This window comes from Bacillus sp. FSL W8-0640 (assembly GCF_038007725.1).
Lineage (GTDB): Bacteria > Bacillota > Bacilli > Bacillales > Bacillaceae_G > Bacillus_A > Bacillus_A cereus.
Genome location: NZ_JBBOXT010000001.1, coordinates 2,894,771 through 2,917,169 on the forward strand (window position 1 = coordinate 2,894,771; position 22,399 = coordinate 2,917,169).

The window sequence follows — 22,399 nt, forward strand, 5'->3', positions numbered from 1 at the left end:
CCTTTTCCTCCTTATGTGCAATCAAGCATATTCAAAGAACTCCGCTAAATTTATTGATACCATCTTTCTAACAATTCCTTCTCCCTCTCGCCTGAAATACCTGCTTTTAATTCCCATTCTTCCGTACTCTCCATCCACTCATACACATCTGTAACTGTCTCGTCTATTCTTCTAAAAGTAAGCCCTTCATTAACCGCACTTTCGATACAAATAGAAAACCCGCCTCTCCACGGCTTCGTCTCACCATCTAATGGGAAAGTTTCTGGAATCCACAAAGGCATTTCTGTCCAAGGCTGCACATTGTGTTCACTCATAAACGATTCGTCTACCCAAACAAATTCAGCATCGCTATTCGTAACTTTTTTACACGTATTTAATAGCTCTTCCATCGTCAATTCATCATTCGGACCTGTTATATTGAATGTACCTGCTTTATTATTTTCTGCCATGTTGAGTCCAAATCTCGCGACATCTTTTATATCAACTATCTGCACTGGACGATTTTTTCTTCCTGGAACTAACACGTTACCTCCTTTTGCTACACGCTGAATCCAGTATGGAAGTCGATCTGTATAATCGAACATTCCTGAAAGAAGTCCTGCTCTTACGTGTAAAACACGCCCCGGCCAATACTTCTCTGCTTCTTTTTCGCATAATACTTTCAGCGCACCATAATGCTCATAAGGAGATATTTCACCATTCTCTACAGTCTTTATTTGCTCTTCCGTCGGTTCAGGTTGTAATATATAGTCTTCTTTTATGTCATGCGGAATCCAATCTTTATATACGGAAAGGCTTGAGATGAATATATAGTGTTCAATATTATCTTTAAGCACTTCTCCAACATTCCTAATATGATGTGGAGAAAATCCACATGTGTCTATGACAACATCCCACGTTCGATTTTTTAAACTTGATACATCGTTATTTCTGTCACCGGTTAACTGCTCCACATTAGAAAAAATTTCTTTGTTTGTTCCTCGGTTAAATAACGTAATTTCATGCCCTCTCTGTAAAGCCTCATCTACAAATGCTCTTCCTAAAAATCGTGTACCGCCTAGAATTAGAATTTTCATGGTTCTCCCCCATTCGTGATTAATAACCCTTCCTAATGTTTAACGATTTTTTATTGAGGAAAGTTACGGGGAGCGTTTAAATTTTTCTACAAGTTCACCATTACTCTTTTAAAAGTATATACTCTTTGATTAATCTCCATCTATCCTTTGTTTCTGGCACAACTTCAGAAGCCATCACCACCACCAATTCCTTCTCTGGAATACAACAAATCATATTCCCACCATCACCCATAGCACAGTATGAAAAGATTCCATTTTCTTCTCGTAACCACCATAAGTAACCATATTGATTTTGGTTCATTTCTGTTGATTCTTTTATCCATGATTTTGATAGTATTTGTTTTCCATTATGAATACCTTCATTCAAATACAGCTGTCCAAACTTAGCTATATCCCTAACCGTTAACGTTAGTCCCCAGCCGCCCGTCGAAATGCCGTTTGGATCGTGAACCCATCCTTTCACATCTTCTCCGAATAAGTCATCGAATCCAAATGCTTTCATATTGTAGTTTGGAATTTCGCTCATGCCGAGTGGTTGAAATAAGTACTCATTCGCAAATTCACGTGCACTTTTCCCTGTTGCATTCGTAATCATTGCTGATACTACATGCGCTCCTGCAGATGAATATTTAAAAGCTCCAATCTCTCCACCGTTCCCCATTCTATGAAGTGTATACTGTACCCAGTCTGGTTGTGTACATAATTCTTCTAACGGTTCCTGCCAGTCTACAAAAGGGTATGGAGCTGTCATTGTAAGTAGGTGTCGCACTGTTACTTCAGATGACTTTACTTTATATTCAGGGAAAAACTCTATTACTTTTTGATCAACACTTTTTATATAGCCCTTATCTATACATATTCCAATTAGCGCAGAGATTATCGTTTTTGTAACTGACGCTACATGAAATGTATCATTTTGTCCGTAATCGTTATAATATTTTTCAAAAATAACATTACCTTTCCGCACTACTAACATACCATTCATATTTTCATATTCTTCTTTTATAATCTGATCTAACTTTTCAGCAGTTTTCATTATTCTTTCCCCTTTAACCTATGATTAAAAAGGTTCGATAGGTACATATATATCAACTATATGTTTATGCTTTGGATGCTGCTTTGGATTATTTCTATATACTTCAAAAGGATACGAGTCTCTCGGTTTATATCCGCTATTTGGCAGCCATTCACCGTATAAGAAATCCCATGCTCCTTTATATTCATCTTGGAATATTTCAAAATGTCCTACTGCATATTTTCCAGAAGGTATTACCATTATTCCAACGTCGTTCGTTTCTACTGTGGATTCATCTGAAATTGTTACACATAGACTTGTTCTTAAATGATGGTCCTCAGTAAATTCATGATGATCGTGGTAAATGGTTAATACTTTCGTATCCTCAAATACATGATAGTTTTTCTTCGCCGCGTAACGGAATAATTTTTCTATCATTTCTGGAAAAGCTATAGCTAACTCTTCATATGTACCTGTATGTCTTATGTATGCGACGTTTATATCGTCCGCTGTTACAATTTCAACATTTCCTCGAACCTTCTTACATTCATTGTATTGAGGAATTCCCCTTACGTCTTTGCAATTCTTGCTATTATCGTTTCGATATTGAGACGGACTTACACCGTAATGACTTTTAAATGTTCGGGAAAAAACTGCTGAATCTGTGAATCCGAAGTGATACGCAATATCTGTAATCGTCATGTCTGCGCGATATGTAAGTAGATGTGTTGCCCTTTCTAGTTTCAAGCGATTCACATACCGAGATAATGGCTCATCAACTATTCCTTTAAAAATCCGATGAAAATGATACTTCGAAAATCCTGCTATATCAGCTAGCTCTTCAATGGATAATGAACTGTCTATGTTTGATTCTATATAATCTTGAACCTTATGTATGCGTCTTACATACTCATTTCTACTCTGTTTATTCTCCATACTCTTTATCTCCTCACAACAAAAAGAACCATCCTAGAATACTTTTAGGACGGCTTTCTATTCGTAATAGATTCTTCCATATTCTATTGTTAAATCGATATAATTTCACTATATTTTTTAAATTGATGGTAATGTGGCAGTATCCCGATTTAATTGAAAGAAACAACTATTTTTTTATAGCCCTACGCAAATTAATAATATTATTGGGATTTAGCTCCCATTGTCTCATAAGTTCTTTTTGTCTTGTTTTTAAGTCTTCAAATGGTTCTTCCACTATGTCGATTTTATTAAATTTTCCTTCGAAAACTAAAGCATTTTTTATCTTTTTATATCCACCAAAACCTAAGTCATCATTTAGTAACCAGACTACTCTCTGTATTTTTGCGAATAAAATACCACCTGTACACATTGGACACGGTTCCAACGTGCTATAAATAGTAAACTTCTCATTTTTTATTTTTGCATCAAACATTGCTTCCCCTGCATTGCGAATAGCGTCTATCTCTGCGTGAGCTGTTATGTCTTTTTGTGGATGCACTCTATTTCTTCCTCTTGCAATGACATTATTATTTCCATCAACAATAACTGCTCCTACTGGATATGTGTTTTCTTTTAATGCCTTTTCTGCTTCTTCCAATGCCATCTCCAAAAAATATCTATCTCTTTCAAAATGCATATAAATCCCCTTCTTTTGATGAAATTATTTTACAGAAATTGCTTTTGACATCCCACTCACTTCTATCAAATTAACAAAATAAAAAAAGATATCATTATGTCTGCAACAACAGGGCAAGAATGGTGTTTTGATATAAACTTAATTTAATAGAATTTGTGATACAATCCAATCGCCATTAAGCTAAGAAAAACAAATACCCTAAAACGAGAAATTTTAAGGGATCATAAAATTTTCAAATTTTTAATTCTTGTTTTGACGTTTCTTTTGTATGCTCCCTATAACCCCAAATACAATCGCTACTGCTAAACATACGATTGAGAAAGTTTGTAATACGTTTGTCGAAAAATAGCCTACCCCTAACACTACTGCTAAAACGATTCCTGCTACTAACATTCTCCGTTGCTGCATATCCATGCAATCATTCCCCTTTTATCTACACATTTTTCAAAAATAAAACTCTACTCCCGCCATTCCCATCATAATTTGTATGTACCGATACACCCTCTACCTCATCATCCCCAGCCTCAATTCGAAAACCGATTTCTTGATGAAACTGTATCGACTTTTTATTAGTTGGTGACGTAATTGCTTTTACAACTTTACGATTATTTGCACGAGCGACATCAAAGAAATAAGAATACAATGTCGATGCGATTCCTCTTCTTCTATACTTCGGATTTACACCGATAAAATGAACGTATGCTTCATCTTTATATGTTTGTGAAAAAAATCCGCATAAGAAACCTAACGTTTCGCCCTCTTCTTCAATGATAAAACTCGTTTCTTGAAAGTGAACAAAAAACAGTTTTGGCAACATGGCAACCATGTCTCTCCCGCCCCACCATTCATTTAAAACTGAATGAATCTTTACATAATCTTCCCCTTGGATATTTCTTACTCGCATATGTTTCTCCCTCTCACTCACTTCATTTTTTCATAAATTTTAATGACTGTTTCTACTAATAGGATGAATACCCATATCCCGCAAAATACAAGAACAGACTGGAATATGGATCCAATTATCATAACACCAACTGTACCTGTTATTGAAAAAGATATTCCACCAAGCCCTGGATCTTGTATAAATGCTCCAGCAGAAAAAGCAGTTATAATTGATACTATTAAATAAATAACACTCGTTATTTTTAATATCTTTATAGAAAGATACGAGGTTTTTTCTTGTTCCACTTGTGATAATTCGATTTCCCCGCTCTCAATTCCTTTTTGCAAACAGTCTTCACATAGAAATTCTTCCTTAATTTTTTTACCACCGTGCATCGTACCTGTTATTTCTTTACATCTTGAACATTTTCGATTTATCATGTTGTTATCACTCCAATCTGTTAAGATTATACTTATACAATTCTACGTTTACCTTAATATTCCTTTTATGTATTTTATAGGGAAAGGTCGTGTTTTATGATTTCAAAACTCACATTTGGCTCTAAAAAAATTAACGTTCATTATACATTAAGGCCTAGTTGTTATGCGATTATTTTTCAATCATCTTCTTCAAAGATTGCTGTTATCCAAAAAGGAGACCGTTACTTTTTACCTGGTGGCGGTATGGAAGGTAATGAAACAAAAGAAGAATGTTTGCACCGTGAACTACTAGAGGAATTAGGATGGGCAATTAAAATTGATCAGTATATCGGTAATGCGGCTCGATATTTTTATGCAGAAAAGGAAGATATATATTATTTAAACGATGGATTTTTTTATATTGCGAATATGGTGCAGAAACAAACTGAAAACTGTGAGGAGGATCATGTTCTAAGGTGGATGTCTCCATTGCATGCTATAGAGCTTCTCATACACGATCATCAAAAATGGGCCGTTGAACAAGCGCTTTTATTACAAAAACAAAAAGGATCTCCTTCTATATGAAAGAGATCCTTTTTACTGTTAACTTACTTTTTTCAAATTGAGAGCTGGCTTTTTGATTCCACCTTTTTTTACAACATATAAACCGATGAAGATAATAAGCCCGCCAACTAGTTGCATCAAATTAATTTGCTCTCCAATGGTTACTGCCGCAAAGATCACTGCAAACAATGGCACAAGATACATATAAACCATTACTTTCGTTGAGCCTATTTTACTAATACCGACATACCACATTGCAAGTCCGAATATGGTCGCAAAGACGATTGAATATGCTAGTGATCCCCAGCTTGGCATATCTACTGGCCACGTTAGTGTGTTTACATTGAGTAAACAGTATATAACGAGAGGTACAATTCCAATTAAAGTAGACCATGATGTAACTCTCATTGCGGAGTATTTTGTAATGAGTGGTTGCGCTAAAATTGGATACCATCCCCACGCAATTGCTGCGACTAATCCAATTATATTTCCGAGCCACGCATACTCGTAAGTAGCTCCTCCTGTATGTCCTGTTAATAAAACGAATGCTGCACCAATAAAGGCTACGATTGAACCAATTTGTACTTTCATCGAAAAACGTTCTTGTTTGTGCAATACTGCTAATATCCCTGTAAAAATAGGTGACATTGCAATTAATAATGAAGCGTTCGTTGCTGAAGTATATTTCACAGATAGCATAAACATCGTTTGATACATTGTCGTTCCAACGATGCCGACTGCTACTAATCGTAACCAATCTTTTCTTTCAATACGTAATGAGCGTTCCATCATAAAAGTAATAAGTAATAATACCGGTGATGCTACTAAAAATCGTAAACTATTAAATTGAATGGATGACATATATGCCACGCCATACTTTCCTATTGTATAATTTGCTCCCCATACTAATGCAACAGATACTAGGAGCCATTCCATTTGCCATCGTTTCATCCGAATCTCCCCTTCCATATTTAGCATAGTAAAATTGGCTGGATATAACACCGTCCAATTGGCTGTTTTTTTACCCAGCCAATTTGTTATACTGAATGTATATAAGAGATGCGGAGGCGTTTGTATGGAATGGAAGCTAGATAGTGACAGTAAAATCCCTATTTATCAGCAAGTTGTTGACTTTATTGAAAAACGTATTACATACGGAGAACTTCCTCCAGGAAGCTTCCTACCTTCCGAACGAAAATTAGCTACACAGTTAAATGTAAACCGAAGTACAGTAACGACTGCTTATAACGAACTACGTGCTATGGGAATTGTAGAAAGTACGACTGGTAAAGGTACACGTGTAAGTACACATATGTGGGGCGTTTCTCCAACATTAACGCCGAACTGGAGAAATTTCGTAGAAGGCGGTACGTTCTTACCAAACTTACCGTTACTTCGCCATATTCGGGCAGAAGTACAACAAAATGAAAATATTATTGATTTCGCAAACGGAGAACTCGGTTGTAATCTCTACCCACACGATCAACTACAAACAATTTTACGAGAACAACCGTTAACACATTCATTAAGTTATGATCATCCACAAGGCTATCTTCCGCTGAGACAAGCGGTTGTAAAATATATGAGGGAATATTTAAAAGTTGAAGCAACTGAGCAATCCATTATGATTACATCTGGCGCACAGCAAGCACTTCACCTGATCGTACAATGTTTATTAAATCCAGGTGATGCTGTTGCTTTCGAAAGTCCTTCACACTGTTATTCCCTGCCTCTATTCCAATCAGCAGGTATTCGTATTTTCCCATTACCTGTCGATGAACATGGGATTAACCCAGATGATGTACAGGAGTTATATAGAAAACACCGTATTAAAATGATCTTTTTAAATCCAAATTTCCAAAACCCTACGGGAACGATGCTTCATCCAAACCGTAGAAAAAAACTATTATCACTTTGCGCAGATTTACGAATTGCAATTGTTGAAGATGATCCGTCCAGTTTACTTACGCTAGAAAAGAAACAACCTTGCCCTACTTTAAAATCGATTGATGAAAATGGAACAGTTATTTATGTACATTCTTTATCAAAAATGATTGCGCCAGGATTACGAGTCGGCTGGCTCGTCGCTCCGCAATCTGTAGTAGAAAGGTTATCCGACGCAAGGCATCAAATGGAATTAGGAATGAGTATTTTCCCGCAGTGGCTTATGCAGCAGTTTTTCGAAACTGTACCATTTCAGTCGCATATCGTACCGTTACGAAAACAACTAGCAGAAAAAAGAGACGTTATTGTTCGAGCTCTAAACGAGCAACTTCATGATAAAATCTCTTTTTCAAATCCGACCGGTGGAATATACATATGGGGAAAATTAAAAGAACCGATAAACGAAAAACAACTTATTATGCAAAGCTTAAAACAAGAAATTGCTTTTATGCCAGGTAGTATTTTCGGCGCGAAAGATGGTTATATTCGTTTATCTTATGGAAAAGTGGATATTGATCAAATTGAGGAAGGTATTTCTCGTTTGCGGGAGGCTATTTTGGTTTGTGAAAAATAAATTTACATAAAGCTCTATCGTTTGACAAAAGAAAAATCTACCATTATTATCAACACGAACCTAGTTACCCCGCATTAACGGGCAATAAAACTCCCAGCTCAAAATTCAGCTGTAACAAAGAAGTTATGTGGGAGATTAACTGCCCGTAAATGCCCGATTGGTTCAACTAATAATCAGTGGAGGGTGAATCCCCCCACTGATTAAAGTTTCACTTTATAGGAGTGGTAAAAATGAAAATTTACGTTGATGCAGATGCTTGTCCTGTAAAAGATGTAATTATTTTTGAAGCTACGAATGCAGAAATCCCTGTAACCCTCGTTACTAGCTTTTCTCATTACTCTAATGCTCAACAACCAAAAGGTGTGGAAACAATATATGTTGATTCCGGAGCAGATGCTGCAGATTACCGAATTATGCAGTTAGCAAAAAAAGAAGATTTAATCGTAACACAAGATTACGGTCTTGCTTCGCTCGCTTTAGCAAAAGGCTGTATCGTTCTACACCATAAAGGCTATAAGTATACGAATGATAACATTGAACAATTGTTACAAACACGATATTTAAGTGCAATGGTTCGAAAAAGTGGTAAACGTACAAAGGGACCGAAACCATTTACAGCAGAAGATAAAGAGAAATTTAGAGAGCTCTTTAAAAGTATGATCGCACTTTAAAAATGAATCGTCTATTTGCAAGGAAAACTTCGCAAAACAAAGAAGAGAATATCGTAATGAACATTCTCTTCTTGAGGTTTCCCCTTTAAAATGAAGGTAAATTATCTAAGTTATTTTCTTTTATTCCATCAGGTTCACTACGTATAATATCTCTGCCATACTTATGAAATACGTCCACATGAGCTAACTTCCCTGATTTTGCTTCACTAAGAGCAGTCATATAATCTAACTCTCTCCCGCTACTTGTTTTAAAAGCAATCAAATCACCTTCATCATTTTTACGAACAGCAACAATTTGTTCTGCTCCTGAAGTAACTTCCTGAGCTATTTCAAATTGAGCTTGCTCTTCCCCTTGATGTAAATAATCATTATATACTTTTTCAAAGTCTTTTTTGTCCATTAAACTCACCTCCAAAACATTTTATTAGTATGGTTGGGAGGTGTTGGTTTTATGTAATTTTCTGTTAGAAAAACGAATTTTTAATACCTACGCAACCCCTTCAAAGTCTCCAATATATCATCTGTAAAGGCTGTACTACCTTCTGTCTCTAAAGCTCTGAAATAAAAACTTCTTAAGAAAGTTCTAATATTTTGTACTAAAATAGCATGCTGCGGATGTCGGATGTCTTCAACAGTTGCTATACTATGTAACCAGTTGCTCCACTCTTCTTCAGTTAAAAGATTTTGGTTACGTAAAGACATAATTGGCTTTACTAATCTCTCATCTTCAAAGTGTACATATACGTAATCACTTAAGCGAACCTTCTGACGAACGGCAGCTAGTATTGCATATGAGAACTCACGATTTTGGATTGTACGCGCTAAAGCATCGAGCGCATCTGCTGCATGTGCAGTAGAGTGTGCCCAGCCTTTTCCTTCTACGTAACCTCTTACATCTTCTTCTAAATATACATATTCCAGCACTTGTTCTGCTACACTGTACAGTTGTTCTTCGGATAACAACGGTTCTCTTTCATGAACAGATAAAATAAGTGGTGGAATTAATACGGAGAATGCACGTTTAAATACAGAGTCTGTTCCCTTTTCACCAATTTTATAAAATAAATAATCAGGACTAATTGCTTGTAACATTAATCCTCTTAACTCTTTTTGTCTAAATACATCATTTGTAATCCATGTGTGAAGCGTACTATAAATTAAATCATCACGTAATTCAGCATCAGGTGATCCGATATAATCTAGCATCCACTGCGCATATGGATATGCATCTACGTCTTCTGGTACAGCATAATTATTATTTTTAATTTGTAGTAGTTCTTCTTTTAGTTCTAGTACTTCATTCATTCTATTCCCTGTCCCCTTTTTACGTTTTTTTATTGCCTTATCCCCCGTTTTTTACTTTCTAAAGTTAATTTAATTATACGAGAATTATAACTATAAATAAAAGGCTATACATATAATTTTGATTATGTATTACTTTCGCTCTTGAAATATAACTTCTGGATTTGCTAAATCACTATTCCGAAATACAACATCCGCATAACTTTTTGGGTTATGCTCATTTATATACATCTTACAAGCCGCGTGATACCTGTTTAAAAACATCTTCTCTGCTTCTTCATAACTTCCAAAAGCTTCAGTTTCCCGCTTAGCACCACGTTTTCTCGCAATCTCAAAATTTGTATCTACAAAGATTTTGTAATCAAATAAATGCGCAACGTCTTTTTTCAATAGAAACGTTCCATCTACTATTAATATCATATTTTTCGTGGCCAATAGCGGCTCATTATGTACAGGCATATCCGTTATTAAGTTATGAGAAATCGTTTCATATTGTAAATTCCCGTTAGGTCCTAAAGGCATTAATAATCTTTCTTTGAAAGCTGTATAATCGTGTGCATCTTCATAATACCCTCTTGCAGATTCTTTTCCTTTTGCATAGCGAATCACTCTTGGATTATGAAAATCATCAATGCTAGCGCGTGTTACTGGTAATTCTCGTTTTTTTATTTCTTCCGCTAGTTCGTTTGCAAATGTTGTTTTTCCTGAGGCTGTAATACCGCTTACTCCAACTCTTATTGGATGGGTTAAGTTTAGCTTTACAATATGATCTGCAATTTCTTTGATTCGTTGTTTTCGGTTCATGATATCTCCCTTTATAATTAGTTGACATAATATAATTATAGATAATAATTCATGTCACTATTTGTCAGTAAATTGATATCCTTTCTCGAATCGCTGATATCTCGAAAAAATCATTGATATATTTTAAGTTATGATAGATATATTTGAAAAATCGTTGATATATTATTAGCTTACTTTCCCTTAAACCCTCGATATAAAGCAGTCCGTAATTCTTGTTTGTATTCTTCAATTTCTGGCATTTCGAGTTCTTCTGCTAGTCTGATAGCTAATTCAATATCATACGGTACTCGTACAAGTTGAATAGAAAAGCTCGCTGCTTCTTTTTCATTGTAAGTCCCTTCAAATATTAAATAGGAAGCTTGCGTTATTTCAAGCGGGTTTCCTACGCTACCGGCATTACATAACGTTTTCCCTCTGAAATTTTGAACGAACGCTTGGTGAACGTCACCGTAACAAACGACATCTGGTTTTCTTTCCCCTTCTATATTTTCCGTCAGATCACTATTTTCGAACATACTAATACGTTCTTCTCTTGAAGCGTGTGGTTGAATTCTTTCATATAAACTTCTCGGTGAAGCGTGAAACATACGAATGAATTTCCCACTCATATAAAACTCGATTGAAAATGGTAAGTTTCTTAAATAGTCATTTTGTTCTTCCGATAATTGTTTTTGATGCCATTTCAATGCTTCAAATTCAGTCGGCTTTGTAATAAAATCATCCCAGTTTCCCATTACGACTACTTCACATTCTTTACGAATGATTTCAATTGCTTCACTGGAATGAGGTCCTTTTCCTACTAAATCTCCAAGGCAAATAATGCGCTCGATTCCTCTTAATTTAATATCATTCAACACGGATTCTAATGCTTGAATATTACCGTGAATATCTGAAATTACTGCTATTTTATCCATATAAATTACTCCTTTATTTATTAAATTCGCTTGATTGATACCATTTTGGAATATAAGATGAAAAATGATTATGATCTTCTAAAATTCCATTTAATCTTTCCTTCATATCATCTAATAAATATGGTGTGCTTCGGTTTGTCCATACGATATCAGCCGGGAATATCATTGCTGCATATAATGAGTACAGTTTCCAAAAATGTAGATCAGGTTCTCCTCCGCAATAACCGTGAACTTGTCCAATCGCAAATGGTTTGCTTATTCTTATAGTAAAAATCGCTACGTTATAAAAATCGTGTATTGGATCACCAAAATCATATCCACCAAAATCGATAACGATAAATTCCTTATTATGAATCATGCTATTTGCTGGATGGAAGTCATCATGTAAAAATCTTATTGGACGATTTCCCAATAAATCTTTATGATTTTCTACAAAGGTTAATACTGGCTTCAAATCCAGAAAATTCACCTCGTAATCTGTTAGTGCCTCTATGTATCTTTCGTATTTATTCCATCTAGATGTTTCCCATTTATTACTTGCACTTTCTCTTTCAATTGAGTGAATCCTCTTTAATACTTCCCCCGCTTTTCTTCCTGCCTTATACTGTTCTTCCACCGATAACTTCGTTAAACCTTCTTCACCATTTATACCTCGGGTCCATTCAAATACTTGAACACATTTATTTAATTTCTCAATTATTATGAAATGAATTAACTTGGGTGTTGGAATATGTAATGACTCTAATTGTTTCATATACGTATATTCTTCTTGTTTACGTTCAAAATGAACAGCATCACATACTTTTACAAAATAGGTTTCTTGATTCTTTAATTCAATTTTATACTTCTCTTCATGTGAAAAACCTTTTGAAATAGCTGTACACGTTGCAATACGAGGCCATTCTAGTATTCTCTCTATCTCTCTAAGCATTTCTTCCACAACGTTCACCTCTATTAATATATGTACAAACTACCTAGCACTTCATGCTCTCGTTTATTTCCACCTTTAAACTCTACTGCAAATGGATATTTACCATTCTTATTCAAATGTTCTAGTACTAGCCCTTCTCCAATCGGTTCACAAAACTGCACATGAATATCTCCAAATACTACACTTTGACACTCGGCATTCCATTTTTCATTTTTCACAACTGAGCTTGTAGATAGCTCCATTACTTCTTTCCATTTCCGTACTGTTTCTCGAACATTTTTTACTGCGTAATGAATCGTTTCAATTTGTTGCACTTTGTTTTTATGTTCAGTAATCGTCCCACTGTTACGTAAATCGTTTCTTCTTTCTTCGTCCGTTTCATTCCACTGTATAAAGAAAGGTAATTTCGGTCCGTTCTCTTCTTGCTTAACGAATAACATTTTCCATTCTAAAAGTCGGCCATCTTTTCTCATACGTTTCCCTTCAAATGGCCCTATCGTATGTAAGCCGTACTTATTAAAGTTAACTGCTAGCTCCTCAATTGCATCTGTTCGGATCGCGATTTGTAGCATTCCTTCTCCATTTTGTAGTTTCACCACTGTTTCTTGTACTAATGGATTTTCTGCTTCTTTTGCTTTTTCTTCATGTTGAACTGCTAAAAATTCTATATATGATAAATCAAAATAACTTAAACTATTCCAAGTACCCCAATTCGTATGCTCTCCGCCTAATACAGTATGAAATCCAAGTTCCTGCATTTGTTTTGCCGCTTCCTCCGGTGTACCATGAACTGTGTGAACGAGATGATCAAATCGTAACATGTCTTTCTCCCCTTTCTCTCCATCCTTTTATTGTATATTTTATTTTTCTTTCATTCAATTCAAAAACTTTAAAACCCAGTTGATTTATACGATTAATATGTATTATAATGAAACAAATTTAATTATTGCTGATTGGAAAAACCAAAGGCACTTTTCTCATACGGGAAAAGTGTCTTTTTCATTTATTATTACAGGGGGATTATTTATGCAGAAATTAATTGTCTTTGCTATTATTGGATTTTTCGCTCAATTGATCGATGGAGCACTCGGAATGGCGTATGGGGTAACGTCTACTTCACTATTATTAATGTTTGGTATTGCACCGGCTGTAGCTTCCGCATCGGTTCATTTAGCTGAAGTCGTTACAACTGCAGCTTCTGGCGCATCTCATATCAAATTTGGAAACGTTGATAAATATACAGTTTCCAGGCTTACATTACCTGGGGCAATCGGCGCATTTATTGGGGCATGTTTTTTAAGTAATTTGCCTGGAGATGTAATCAAACCGTACATTTCCGTATTTTTATTTACTTTAGGGGTTTATATTTTATTACGATTCATCATTCAAAAACAAATTGTCACTTCAAATAAGCGTATGTCTGCCAAACAACTTGTGCCGCTTGGTTTATTCGCTGGATTCGTTGATTCAACTGGTGGCGGTGGTTGGGGGCCGATTACAACACCTGTTCTTCTAGCAAGAGGAAATGAAGCTAGAAAAGTTATTGGATCTGTAGATACGAGTGAATTTCCTGTTTCACTCGCTGCAACAATCGGCTTCTTCATCTCACTTGGCTGGGAACAAGTAAGCTGGGTTTGGGTATTTGCCTTAATGCTCGGCGGTATTGTCGCAGCTCCAATTGCTGCATGGTTAGTCCGCATCGTTCCACCCCATTTACTTGGCGTATTAGTTGGTGGTCTTATTATATTTACAAATATACGTACACTGCTTACTACATTTAAAGTGGATCCAACTGTTATTTCACTTTCTTACGTTGCAGTTGGTCTTGTCGTTATTATTTCTATTTTCATTGCTGTTCGAAATCATTCCAATCGTCCTAACGCATCAACGGCTGAGTATCCAAATGATCAGAAGCAAATGCTACCATAACTATAAAAAAATACCGCTCAATTTAGAGCGGTATTTTTTATTTTTCTATTTTCCAATTAATCATCGTTTCTGTAGCATTTACTCTCTTCATATGTAACTTTTCTAAAACACGCATCGAACTATAGTTATCTAGGAGTGTCTCTGCAATTATTGTTTCTACCTCTCCTGTTTTGAAAGCCCAATCGATTAGTTCTCTTACAGCTTCTGTTGCATAGCCCTGATTCCAATATTTCTCAATAAATCCATAGCCTATTTCTACTGTTTGATTCTCGTTTGGTTTCCCTTTAAACCCAATATCACCTAAAACGCTATCATCTTCTTTCCGAAAAACATACCACGCTCCCCATGGTAATAAAGCCGCATCTTGTTTTACATTCTCTACATGCCCTACAATATGCGGACCGCTATTATATCCTTGCTCGTTAGCGACTTGAATCCTCTCTTCTGTACACGGCACTATATAGAGCCTTTTTGTTTCTAATTTCATTTTGATTTCCCCTTTTTGCTTAAACGTTACTCTAATTATAACAAATAATATGACTTTATTATGAATGTCGAATTATATTTTTCTGAATTTTCTTTTTATTTAGAGGGTTTTTCAATATTTTTTGCGAAACATTTGTATAACAATTTTTTCTTTGCTTATTGCTACATAATAGTAGGTTCGGGTGGAGTTTTGCAAGCGTTTCCTATACAATAACCGATATTTTTTGACTTTTCCTAACAAAATATCTTGCAATATATTCAGAAAGTCATTACAATTGCCATATATTAAAAATCTTAGCAATATATAAATCCTCATCAATCCGATGAGGTAGAGGTTGCGACTTTTAATAGTAAAACGGACGAGACACAGAGAATGTCACCGACTCCGTTTGAAAGGAAAAGTTGCCGAAGTTTATATTTCTTCTCTGGAAATATGAGCTGGGGCTGTCTCCGAAAGGAACAGAACTGTCACGTTTACAAAATTACCGTGTAAACGTGGGGTGCTATCTTAACGGAAGGGTATGATGGGGTGGTTATTTGTGAAACGTTCCGCCAAATTCCTTTGGCGGTTTTTTGTATTTTTCTCCCCCGCTCCTTCCTAACCTACAAGAAAAGGAGTGTTGAACATGAATAGCGCAACAAATCAATCTACCTCTAAAACGCAAACTACACAAGGACAAGGTGAATTAAAACGCGGATTAAAATCGCGTCACCTTACGATGATTTCTCTCGGCGGTACAATTGGTACCGGACTATTTCTTGCCAGCGGTGGTGTCATCCATTCAGCTGGTCCTGGCGGCGCATTAATTGCATACGCCGCAATTGGAATTATGGTTTACTTCTTAATGACAAGCTTAGCTGAACTCGCAGCTTACATGCCTGTTACTGGATCTTTTAGTACGTATGCAACAAAATTTGTTGATCCATCACTTGGCTTTGCACTTGGATGGAACTATTGGTATAACTGGGCGATTACGATCGCTGCTGAACTTGCAGCCGTAACATTAATTATGAAATTTTGGTTCCCAGATACCCCTTCTCTTATTTGGAGCGGATTATGTTTAGCTATTATTTTCCTTTTAAACTATTTATCTGTTAAAGGGTTTGGTGAATCTGAATATTGGTTCGCACTTATTAAAGTAGTTACAATTATTATCTTTTTAATTGTCGGCTTTATGATGATTTTCGGAATTATGGGGGGCGAAACTGTTGGATTCAAAAACTTCACTGTTGCAGATGCACCATTTAACGGCGGTATCATGGCAATTATCGGTGTATTTATGGCAGCTGGTTTCTCCTTCCAAGGAACTGAATTATTAGGAGTAGCTGCTGGTGAAACATCTGATCCAGAACGTAATATCCCAAAAGCAATTCGTTCAATCTTTTGGCGTATTCTTTTATTCTATATCCTTGCGATTCTCGTTATCGGTTTATTAATTCCTTATACAACTGAAAGTCTTGCTGCAAGTGATGTAACAGTAAGTCCATTTACACTTATTTTTGAAAAAGCGGGCGTTGCCTTTGCTGCCTCTGTTATGAACGCTGTTATTTTAACGGCAGTACTATCTGCTGGTAACTCTGGTATGTACGCATCAACTCGTATGCTTTGGGATTTAGCTCGCCAAGGAAAAGCACCAAAATTCTTAGGCAAATTAGATAGCCGCGGTGTACCTGTAAACGCATTAATCGTAACGTCAATTGTCGGTAGTATCGCTTTCATTGCTTCTTTATTCGGTGACGGTGTTGTATACATTTGGTTATTAAACGCATCTGGAATGTCTGGCTTTATCGCATGGGTTGGAATAGCAATTAGTCATTACCGTTTCCGTAAAGCATATACCGTACAAGGCAAAGATTTAAAAGACTTACCATATAGAGCAAAATGGTTCCCATTCGGTCCAATCTTCGCATTTACACTTTGTATCATCGTAATTTTAGGACAAAACTACGGCGCATTTATGGGTGAATCAATCGATTGGAACGGCGTACTCGTTTCTTACATCGGTTTACCACTCTTCTTAGTACTATGGTTAGGATATAAATTTACGAAAAAAACAAAAGTGATTCCACTTGATAAATGTGAACTAAAATAAAGTGAAACGAGCAAACAAATTTGTTTGCTCGTTTTTTATTGCAAACCTCTTTGCTTCCCTATTACTCCTGTTTTTGCCATAATAGAAGAAATATAATTAAAGGTTGGGATACAATGAACATTCGCATTACTGATGAAGCAAAAGCAGCTATACATAGATTAGAACGTAAAGACAAAAAGATCATTCGCATTAGAGGGACAATGACAAACTCTTGTAGTATTTTCGTTGATGTCGATTTAATTTGGGATACATATAACGCAGATGATGTTGTATATGAAGATGCAGATCTTATCGTACAAATGGATTCATTCACGAAAGACTACACTGGTGATACGGTGAAACTTGATTATAAGACGACAGGTTTTAGTATTACGACTCCGAGTGAGACTTTAGTTTATGGATTGTCGATTAAAAAATAAAAATTGTTTTCATTTGACCACTGAGGTGAAAAAATGGGTAAATATGTTCCGTTAAAATTTTTATTTAACGAAGAATTAGCAGAAAAAATGGCTGATTCTATTTGTAAACACGATCCTACTTTCTCTAAAAGAAACTTTGTATCTTCTGTAACATGTAAAGTTGAAAATTTAGAGTTAAAGCATCGTATTGAAGTAATTGCAGATGAATTACACAATGCTTTACAAAAAGATTTTAATGCAGCCATACATATATTACTGAAAACATTAGGACCAGAAAATACAACAGAAGTAGGCACATTTACATGTATGAAATAACGAAAAGGAATACTGCTGAATATGCCATTCGGCCTTTTCTTCAAACATACCATGAAGACACACTAGACATATTGCAACAGTGGATTTATGACGAAAACAGCCACATTAGAAGATTAGTTTCTGAAGGTACAAGACCAAGGCTTCCTTGGGCTAAAAAAATTGGAGCTCTAAAAGGTGACTTTAAGAACAATTTACAGCTTCTTGAACCTTTAATGAATGACCCTTCTAAATATGTTCAAAAATCTGTAGCCAATCATATGAACGATATTACGAAAGAAGATAAAGAACTCGTTTTTCAGTGGTTACAGCAATTACGTGATAAACAGCATCCTATTAATCCTTGGATTATAAAACATGGACTAAGAACAGTAATAAAAAGTGGTACTTTACCAAAAAATTTTTCTTTTTAAGTATTTTAAACAAAACCGCTTATGCTTCAAAAATGAAGCATAAGCGGTTTTCCTTTTGAATACAGAAATAACAAACATAAAAAGTACTTTAAATTTCTTCTTTATATCATTATTTTACTAACTCTTCTATGTTATTACTTTCCTTAATTTTTTCGGATGATAGCCAGAGTGAATAACTTGTTCCATCCTTGTTCCTTAAATATATGTTAAATTCCTTATTATATAGTTCTTCTTTAAGAATAGTGACTACCTTTCTCAAATCATCTATTACATATGGATCATTTCTATATTTTATCTCACTGTCATTGAAAACTAATGTCAATTCATACTCTAGACAATTGCCGTCTTTCGGGTGTGGACAAGTAATATCCTCAATTTCAAAACGATCATTTTGAATTTCATTTAACCTTACGCCTACTTTTGTTTCAGTTTGAACCAAATATGTCCAATAACCGCTTACTGTGTTTTTCATTGTTAAAAGCAGTTCTTCTTTCGTTATAGCTTTTTGCACATTTTGAAAAGGCAAGCCTATAGATTCACCATTATAATCCTCAATTTCAAGTGTTGTTATCTTTCTATTACTCTTCTGAATGAATTGGATTAGAGCATATAAACGATCTAATTCTTTTGATTCAAATTGACTGTAATCAATCTTGTCACTCGTTTTTAAAGTTAATAATAACTTATCCGTTGGTTTCTCCTCTATATCATCATCCACTATATATTGAAAAACATTTTTATTTTCAGGTTCCACGTAACCTAATTTTTTAATTTCTTCTAGCATTGGTTTAAATTTCTTATATTCCTCATATGTTTTTTTTCCGTATTGATATTCATCACCTTTTATTCTTGAATATAAGAAGCCATCTACCTCTACTCTAAATTGAATATTTTTGTTATTTTTTGCTTGAACAGTATGATATGTATGCCCCATATTCCCTTCGTTTATAGCACCCCAATGTGTTACAATCACATCAATTCCGTGCTTTTTTTTCACATATTTTTTCACCTGATCGTCATCTTTATAATTACACCCACTTAAACATAAGAAACATAACAATAGTAACATTACATTTTTCATTCTTTTCATATAGCACCTTGCCCTCTTTTCGCACAAACAAAATATTCCATATATATAGAATACTAAATCGCTGAATGTTTTCAAAGAATTAAAATATTTTTACACTCGGTATATATATCTATTTCTTTTATTAATGGCTCTAATAAGTTTTAATATTGATAATCGAATATAATAAAAAGAAACCTAAATTTAAGGTTTCCCATTTTTACCAACAATTTAAATTTTAATAGATATTTTTTAGCCAAGTAATAATTCGTAGTACCTGAAACGACTCAAACCAAGTAATGAAAAACAGGACAACAAAGAAAGAGATAAGTGATATGAATTTTAATCTTCCATCTTCACGTCTAGCAATCGCTATAATACTCAGAACCAATCCAATTAAAAAAGAAATATACCCTAATAGGATAATAGGCTCAGAATAGCTATCTATTATCCTATTTAATCCAAATAATAACATTCCAAAAGTCATCAAGGTTATTGAAAATACACTAAATTTTTTCATAATTCAACCTCCAATATAATTTTACTATTTTATGGAGAGAATAATTTTTTTATGCGTATGAATGAACAATTACACTATAAAAGTAGATAACTCAATTTATTTTTTCATTAAACAACTGCCTTCTTTTATACCCTCAAAGGATTTTCACTCAATTAACCCGAATATATAAATAACAATTCTCACAAGGAGTAACTTTATATGAATCTATTCGAGCACGAAACGTAAAACCGTTCCCCTTTCATAAGAGGTCCTCCTTTTTTCTTTTCTCACCATATCATTTACTTACAAAATAGGAGGATACAATTATGAAACGTGATCCATTATTTGTAACTTTATTAGAAAGTGCAAATACACATTTTAGCGGCTGGGATTTTTCTTTCATTTCAGAAACAGGTCGAATGAAGAGCGAGCCTTTATCGTGGTCATACGGCAGTACTGCTTTTCAGCTTATGCAACGTGCAGAATCAATGCTCGATATGGGTACTGGCGGCGGAGAGTTTTTATCTATGTTACAACCGTTCCCGTCAACTATATTCGCTACTGAGGGCTACGCTCCAAATGTGCCAATTGCTCGAAAGAAATTAGAGCCTTTAGGGGTTACCGTTGTAGAAGTGACCGATGATACCGCTTTGCCATTTCAAGATGGTCAATTTAATTTAATTATAAATCAACATGAATCGTATGCTGCTTCTGAGGTAAACAGAATTCTTTCTCCAAGTGGCGTTTTTCTTACACAACAAGTTGGCGGTCTTGATTGCGCGGAACTTAATGAGCAGTTTGGCTCACCACTAAATAGCGAATTTGCAAGTTGGTCTCTCGAAACCGCATGCAGTGAGTTAAAGGAAAATGGATTTACTACCTTAGATGCAAAAGAGGAATTCCCTTTCCAACGCTTTTATGACATTGGCGCTATCGTCTATTATTTAAAAGCGATTCCGTGGCAAATTCCTGATTTTACTGTTGAAAGGTATTGTGAGGAATTATATCGTATACATGAAATCATCTTACAAAAAGGTTATTTTGATGTGAAGCAACATCGTTTTATGATTAAGGCGATTTGTAGCTAACAAAAAGAGGTGGCAAAGCCACCTCCTTTTTGCTCTGTTTACATATGTTCTCTACTCTTTCATAATAAGAAAAGTTATATCATGCATATTACAATTATGACCAATGAATTGTATTTCTGAAACATATAATCACCTCGCATATATGATGAGAGCAAAAACGTGATTTTTCACTTTCCTCTTCTATTGAGAAATGAGTTGTTTTTCATATCGCTTGTTCGCATCATCTTCTGTCAAACATGCAGTTGTGTAATGAATAATATTCCGGTTATCATACGTAAACATATGTTCTAACTTATTTTCTTCTGTTAATACTGTCGGTAAGTATTTTGGTAAATTGCTAACTACTCCTCTATTATCACCATCTAATATCCAATCAATTTCTTTCCATTCTAATAGACCTTCAGCCGTACGTAATGGTGTATTCATTTGCATTCCATCTGGCAAATCAGCAACGAACACATACATTCCTTCACTAGCCTGGGGCTCATCTTTACCTTTAAAACCAACAGTCCCTTTATACGTTACACTTGAAAGTTCTATGCCCGTTTCCTCAAATGTTTCTCTAATTATTCCTTCGTATGGCGTTTCATTATCTTCTATTTTTCCTCCAACACCATTCCACATCCCCATATTCGGCTTTTTATTTCTATTTAATAGCAGTATTTTATCGCTTTTTCTAATAAAGCAAATTGTGTATTTGTACATACGATCATTTCCTTTCATTTTCCACATGAGTTATTTGGCTTATTTTCAAGTATCGACGAGTCTAAACATAAATTTTTCATATCATTTAATCCAAAAGGTTTTTTAAAGAAAATAAAGTGAAACTTTAATAAGTGGGGTTTTGCTCCTTTCCCACTTATTCTATTATTTTCATTTTTGAAAAAGGATAATATACAAATTCCACCTTGCCAATTATGTTATCTTCTTCAATATATCCTAAGCCATTTCGACTATCTCTACTTACTTCGCGGTTATCTCCCATTACAAATAACTTATTTGGCGGAATTTTTGTCTTTTGAAAGTTATAAAACACTTGTGTGTTGTTAAATAAATCTTTGTTTGTATATGGTTCTTCTTGCTTTTTATCGTTCACATATACCTTTCCGTTCGTTATGTTAATTACATCACCAGGAAGCCCTATTACACGTTTCACATAATATTTCGATTCATCCGCTTCCTTTATAATGACAATTTCTCCGTGTTGTAAATTAGAAAGACGTACTACTGCTTTATTTACAAATACGTAGTCTTCTTCATATAAAGTCGGCTGCATCGATTCCCCTTCCACCTTACATAAAGTAAAAGAATGGTAGCCTATGACTATCACCAATATAAATAGTATGTACTTTCCCCAGCCTCTCTTAATCTCCTTTTTCATATCC

The 22,399-nt window shown here is 35.0% G+C and carries 26 protein-coding genes, 2 pseudogenes and 1 riboswitch; of the genes and pseudogenes, 9 read left to right on the forward strand and 19 right to left on the reverse strand.

The features are described from left to right. Positions 1-50 precede the first annotated feature (50 nt). From N2V80_RS15020 to N2V80_RS15050, 7 genes are all read right to left on the reverse strand, one after another. Positions 51-1,076: an SDR family oxidoreductase gene (locus N2V80_RS15020; RefSeq protein WP_000697695.1), complete on the reverse strand. Its 1,026-nt coding sequence runs from the start codon at positions 1,074-1,076 to the stop codon at positions 51-53. Positions 1,077-1,176: 100 nt separating this feature from the next. Then, a complete protein-coding gene (locus tag N2V80_RS15025; RefSeq protein WP_061655560.1) occupies positions 1,177-2,112 on the reverse strand; it encodes a serine hydrolase domain-containing protein in 936 nt (311 codons plus the stop codon). A gap of 24 nt (positions 2,113-2,136) precedes the next feature. Next, a complete protein-coding gene (locus N2V80_RS15030) occupies positions 2,137-3,027 on the reverse strand; it encodes an AraC family transcriptional regulator (protein WP_000428666.1) in 891 nt (296 codons plus the stop codon). Between the two features lie 166 nt (positions 3,028-3,193). Beyond that, the gene (locus tag N2V80_RS15035; RefSeq protein WP_000545359.1) at positions 3,194-3,703 is read right to left on the reverse strand and encodes a nucleoside deaminase; all 510 of its coding nucleotides are present in this window, start codon (positions 3,701-3,703) and stop codon (positions 3,194-3,196) included. Positions 3,704-3,943: 240 nt separating this feature from the next. After that, positions 3,944-4,117 (reverse strand): hypothetical protein, encoded by a 174-nt coding sequence (locus N2V80_RS15040; RefSeq protein WP_000367555.1) that lies wholly within the window; start codon positions 4,115-4,117, stop codon positions 3,944-3,946. Between the two features lie 19 nt (positions 4,118-4,136). Continuing rightward, positions 4,137-4,607 carry a GNAT family N-acetyltransferase gene (locus N2V80_RS15045; protein ID WP_001266069.1) on the reverse strand — a complete coding sequence of 157 codons (471 nt, stop codon included), beginning with the start codon at positions 4,605-4,607 and terminating at the stop codon, positions 4,137-4,139. A gap of 17 nt (positions 4,608-4,624) precedes the next feature. Further along, positions 4,625-5,026 carry a DUF3980 domain-containing protein gene (locus N2V80_RS15050; RefSeq protein WP_000610500.1) on the reverse strand — a complete coding sequence of 134 codons (402 nt, stop codon included), beginning with the start codon at positions 5,024-5,026 and terminating at the stop codon, positions 4,625-4,627. A gap of 96 nt (positions 5,027-5,122) precedes the next feature. Here N2V80_RS15050 and N2V80_RS15055 point away from each other — a divergent pair, with 96 nt between their 5' ends. After that, positions 5,123-5,590, forward strand: coding sequence for an NUDIX hydrolase (locus N2V80_RS15055; protein ID WP_000623999.1), 468 nt, complete (start codon positions 5,123-5,125; stop codon positions 5,588-5,590). A gap of 18 nt (positions 5,591-5,608) precedes the next feature. Here the strand turns inward: N2V80_RS15055 and N2V80_RS15060 are convergent, their stop codons facing one another. Continuing rightward, positions 5,609-6,520, reverse strand: a complete 912-nt coding sequence (locus N2V80_RS15060; protein ID WP_000832985.1) for a DMT family transporter — start codon at positions 6,518-6,520, stop codon at positions 5,609-5,611. A gap of 124 nt (positions 6,521-6,644) precedes the next feature. Between N2V80_RS15060 and pdxR the strand changes: the two genes are divergently transcribed. Then, positions 6,645-8,087, forward strand: a complete 1,443-nt coding sequence (gene pdxR, locus N2V80_RS15065) for a MocR-like pyridoxine biosynthesis transcription factor PdxR (protein WP_061655561.1) — start codon at positions 6,645-6,647, stop codon at positions 8,085-8,087. 230 nt (positions 8,088-8,317) lie between these two features. Further along, a complete protein-coding gene (locus tag N2V80_RS15070; protein WP_000708769.1) occupies positions 8,318-8,758 on the forward strand; it encodes a YaiI/YqxD family protein in 441 nt (146 codons plus the stop codon). An 85-nt stretch (positions 8,759-8,843) separates the two neighbouring features. On the opposite strand, the gene N2V80_RS15075 is transcribed toward N2V80_RS15070, so the two are convergent. The 6 genes from N2V80_RS15075 to N2V80_RS15100 all read right to left on the reverse strand — a co-directional run bounded on the left by N2V80_RS15075 (position 8,844) and on the right by N2V80_RS15100 (position 13,530). Beyond that, on the reverse strand, positions 8,844-9,158 hold the full coding sequence (locus N2V80_RS15075; RefSeq protein ID WP_000358163.1) for a DUF3892 domain-containing protein: 315 nt from the start codon (positions 9,156-9,158) through the stop codon (positions 8,844-8,846). 80 nt (positions 9,159-9,238) lie between these two features. Continuing rightward, positions 9,239-10,063 carry a DUF2785 domain-containing protein gene (locus N2V80_RS15080; RefSeq protein WP_001006688.1) on the reverse strand — a complete coding sequence of 275 codons (825 nt, stop codon included), beginning with the start codon at positions 10,061-10,063 and terminating at the stop codon, positions 9,239-9,241. A gap of 129 nt (positions 10,064-10,192) precedes the next feature. After that, entirely contained in the window at positions 10,193-10,864 is a 672-nt protein-coding gene (locus tag N2V80_RS15085; RefSeq protein ID WP_061655562.1) for a P-loop NTPase fold protein, read from the reverse strand. A gap of 170 nt (positions 10,865-11,034) precedes the next feature. Beyond that, positions 11,035-11,778 carry a metallophosphoesterase family protein gene (locus N2V80_RS15090; protein ID WP_000357653.1) on the reverse strand — a complete coding sequence of 248 codons (744 nt, stop codon included), beginning with the start codon at positions 11,776-11,778 and terminating at the stop codon, positions 11,035-11,037. A 13-nt stretch (positions 11,779-11,791) separates the two neighbouring features. Further along, positions 11,792-12,718 carry an aminoglycoside phosphotransferase family protein gene (locus N2V80_RS15095; protein ID WP_061139132.1) on the reverse strand — a complete coding sequence of 309 codons (927 nt, stop codon included), beginning with the start codon at positions 12,716-12,718 and terminating at the stop codon, positions 11,792-11,794. Positions 12,719-12,732: 14 nt separating this feature from the next. After that, a complete protein-coding gene (locus tag N2V80_RS15100) occupies positions 12,733-13,530 on the reverse strand; it encodes a VOC family protein (protein WP_000943370.1) in 798 nt (265 codons plus the stop codon). 205 nt (positions 13,531-13,735) lie between these two features. Here N2V80_RS15100 and N2V80_RS15105 point away from each other — a divergent pair, with 205 nt between their 5' ends. Then, positions 13,736-14,638: a sulfite exporter TauE/SafE family protein gene (locus tag N2V80_RS15105; protein WP_061655563.1), complete on the forward strand. Its 903-nt coding sequence runs from the start codon at positions 13,736-13,738 to the stop codon at positions 14,636-14,638. Between the two features lie 37 nt (positions 14,639-14,675). Here N2V80_RS15105 and N2V80_RS15110 read toward each other — a convergent pair whose 3' ends face one another. Next, positions 14,676-15,125 carry a GNAT family N-acetyltransferase gene (locus N2V80_RS15110; RefSeq protein WP_016110242.1) on the reverse strand — a complete coding sequence of 150 codons (450 nt, stop codon included), beginning with the start codon at positions 15,123-15,125 and terminating at the stop codon, positions 14,676-14,678. 320 nt (positions 15,126-15,445) lie between these two features. Further along, positions 15,446-15,638, forward strand: a riboswitch (Lysine riboswitch). Between the two features lie 112 nt (positions 15,639-15,750). On the opposite strand from N2V80_RS15110, the gene N2V80_RS15115 reads away from it, so the two are divergent. The 3 genes and pseudogenes from N2V80_RS15115 (at position 15,751) to N2V80_RS15125 (ending at position 18,361) form a co-directional block, all read left to right on the forward strand. Beyond that, the gene (locus tag N2V80_RS15115) at positions 15,751-17,217 is read left to right on the forward strand and encodes an amino acid permease (RefSeq protein ID WP_001083389.1); all 1,467 of its coding nucleotides are present in this window, start codon (positions 15,751-15,753) and stop codon (positions 17,215-17,217) included. 113 nt (positions 17,218-17,330) lie between these two features. Next, a complete protein-coding gene (locus N2V80_RS15120) occupies positions 17,331-17,636 on the forward strand; it encodes an iron-sulfur cluster biosynthesis family protein (RefSeq protein WP_001026196.1) in 306 nt (101 codons plus the stop codon). A 33-nt stretch (positions 17,637-17,669) separates the two neighbouring features. Next, positions 17,670-18,361, forward strand: a pseudogene (locus tag N2V80_RS15125) (DNA alkylation repair protein). A 109-nt stretch (positions 18,362-18,470) separates the two neighbouring features. Here the strand turns inward: N2V80_RS15125 and N2V80_RS15130 are convergent. Both N2V80_RS15130 and N2V80_RS15135 read right to left on the reverse strand, forming a co-directional pair. After that, positions 18,471-19,451 (reverse strand): hypothetical protein, encoded by a 981-nt coding sequence (locus N2V80_RS15130; RefSeq protein ID WP_000827147.1) that lies wholly within the window; start codon positions 19,449-19,451, stop codon positions 18,471-18,473. Between the two features lie 214 nt (positions 19,452-19,665). After that, entirely contained in the window at positions 19,666-19,947 is a 282-nt protein-coding gene (locus N2V80_RS15135) for a hypothetical protein (RefSeq protein WP_000714728.1), read from the reverse strand. 305 nt (positions 19,948-20,252) lie between these two features. Between N2V80_RS15135 and N2V80_RS15140 the strand changes: the two genes are divergently transcribed. Further along, positions 20,253-21,014 (forward strand): class I SAM-dependent methyltransferase, encoded by a 762-nt coding sequence (locus N2V80_RS15140; RefSeq protein ID WP_061655633.1) that lies wholly within the window; start codon positions 20,253-20,255, stop codon positions 21,012-21,014. Between the two features lie 180 nt (positions 21,015-21,194). Here N2V80_RS15140 and N2V80_RS15145 read toward each other — a convergent pair whose 3' ends face one another. Further along, the gene (locus N2V80_RS15145) at positions 21,195-21,737 is read right to left on the reverse strand and encodes an NUDIX hydrolase (protein WP_000677958.1); all 543 of its coding nucleotides are present in this window, start codon (positions 21,735-21,737) and stop codon (positions 21,195-21,197) included. Between the two features lie 33 nt (positions 21,738-21,770). On the opposite strand from N2V80_RS15145, the pseudogene N2V80_RS15150 reads away from it, so the two are divergent. Beyond that, positions 21,771-21,839, forward strand: a pseudogene (locus tag N2V80_RS15150) (cephalosporin hydroxylase); the annotation flags it as partial. A 34-nt stretch (positions 21,840-21,873) separates the two neighbouring features. On the opposite strand, the gene lepB reads toward N2V80_RS15150, so the two are convergent. Next, positions 21,874-22,395, reverse strand: coding sequence for a signal peptidase I (gene lepB, locus N2V80_RS15155; protein WP_001986493.1), 522 nt, complete (start codon positions 22,393-22,395; stop codon positions 21,874-21,876). Positions 22,396-22,399 lie beyond the last annotated feature (4 nt).

Excerpts from the sequence above, each read along its gene's own strand:
- N2V80_RS15110 (WP_016110242.1), bottom strand. The coding sequence starts at position 15,125 with ATGAAATTAGAAACAAAAAGGCTCTATATAGTGCCGTGTACAGAAGAG.
- N2V80_RS15105 (WP_061655563.1), top strand. The coding sequence starts at position 13,736 with ATGCAGAAATTAATTGTCTTTGCTATTATTGGATTTTTCGCTCAATTG.
- N2V80_RS15120 (WP_001026196.1), top strand. The coding sequence starts at position 17,331 with ATGAACATTCGCATTACTGATGAAGCAAAAGCAGCTATACATAGATTA.
- pdxR (WP_061655561.1), top strand. The coding sequence starts at position 6,645 with ATGGAATGGAAGCTAGATAGTGACAGTAAAATCCCTATTTATCAGCAA.
- N2V80_RS15080 (WP_001006688.1), bottom strand. The coding sequence starts at position 10,063 with ATGAATGAAGTACTAGAACTAAAAGAAGAACTACTACAAATTAAAAAT.
- N2V80_RS15135 (WP_000714728.1), bottom strand. The coding sequence starts at position 19,947 with ATGAAAAAATTTAGTGTATTTTCAATAACCTTGATGACTTTTGGAATG.
- N2V80_RS15070 (WP_000708769.1), top strand. The coding sequence starts at position 8,318 with ATGAAAATTTACGTTGATGCAGATGCTTGTCCTGTAAAAGATGTAATT.
- N2V80_RS15100 (WP_000943370.1), bottom strand. The coding sequence starts at position 13,530 with ATGTTACGATTTGATCATCTCGTTCACACAGTTCATGGTACACCGGAG.
- N2V80_RS15050 (WP_000610500.1), bottom strand. The coding sequence starts at position 5,026 with ATGATAAATCGAAAATGTTCAAGATGTAAAGAAATAACAGGTACGATG.
- N2V80_RS15130 (WP_000827147.1), bottom strand. The coding sequence starts at position 19,451 with ATGAAAAGAATGAAAAATGTAATGTTACTATTGTTATGTTTCTTATGT.
- N2V80_RS15020 (WP_000697695.1), bottom strand. The coding sequence starts at position 1,076 with ATGAAAATTCTAATTCTAGGCGGTACACGATTTTTAGGAAGAGCATTT.
- N2V80_RS15025 (WP_061655560.1), bottom strand. The coding sequence starts at position 2,112 with ATGAAAACTGCTGAAAAGTTAGATCAGATTATAAAAGAAGAATATGAA.
- N2V80_RS15090 (WP_000357653.1), bottom strand. The coding sequence starts at position 11,778 with ATGGATAAAATAGCAGTAATTTCAGATATTCACGGTAATATTCAAGCA.
- N2V80_RS15060 (WP_000832985.1), bottom strand. The coding sequence starts at position 6,520 with ATGAAACGATGGCAAATGGAATGGCTCCTAGTATCTGTTGCATTAGTA.
- N2V80_RS15115 (WP_001083389.1), top strand. The coding sequence starts at position 15,751 with ATGAATAGCGCAACAAATCAATCTACCTCTAAAACGCAAACTACACAA.
- N2V80_RS15035 (WP_000545359.1), bottom strand. The coding sequence starts at position 3,703 with ATGCATTTTGAAAGAGATAGATATTTTTTGGAGATGGCATTGGAAGAA.
- N2V80_RS15045 (WP_001266069.1), bottom strand. The coding sequence starts at position 4,607 with ATGCGAGTAAGAAATATCCAAGGGGAAGATTATGTAAAGATTCATTCA.
- lepB (WP_001986493.1), bottom strand. The coding sequence starts at position 22,395 with ATGAAAAAGGAGATTAAGAGAGGCTGGGGAAAGTACATACTATTTATA.
- N2V80_RS15085 (WP_061655562.1), bottom strand. The coding sequence starts at position 10,864 with ATGAACCGAAAACAACGAATCAAAGAAATTGCAGATCATATTGTAAAG.
- N2V80_RS15145 (WP_000677958.1), bottom strand. The coding sequence starts at position 21,737 with ATGAAAGGAAATGATCGTATGTACAAATACACAATTTGCTTTATTAGA.
- N2V80_RS15075 (WP_000358163.1), bottom strand. The coding sequence starts at position 9,158 with ATGGACAAAAAAGACTTTGAAAAAGTATATAATGATTATTTACATCAA.
- N2V80_RS15055 (WP_000623999.1), top strand. The coding sequence starts at position 5,123 with ATGATTTCAAAACTCACATTTGGCTCTAAAAAAATTAACGTTCATTAT.
- N2V80_RS15140 (WP_061655633.1), top strand. The coding sequence starts at position 20,253 with ATGAAACGTGATCCATTATTTGTAACTTTATTAGAAAGTGCAAATACA.
- N2V80_RS15040 (WP_000367555.1), bottom strand. The coding sequence starts at position 4,117 with ATGGATATGCAGCAACGGAGAATGTTAGTAGCAGGAATCGTTTTAGCA.
- N2V80_RS15030 (WP_000428666.1), bottom strand. The coding sequence starts at position 3,027 with ATGGAGAATAAACAGAGTAGAAATGAGTATGTAAGACGCATACATAAG.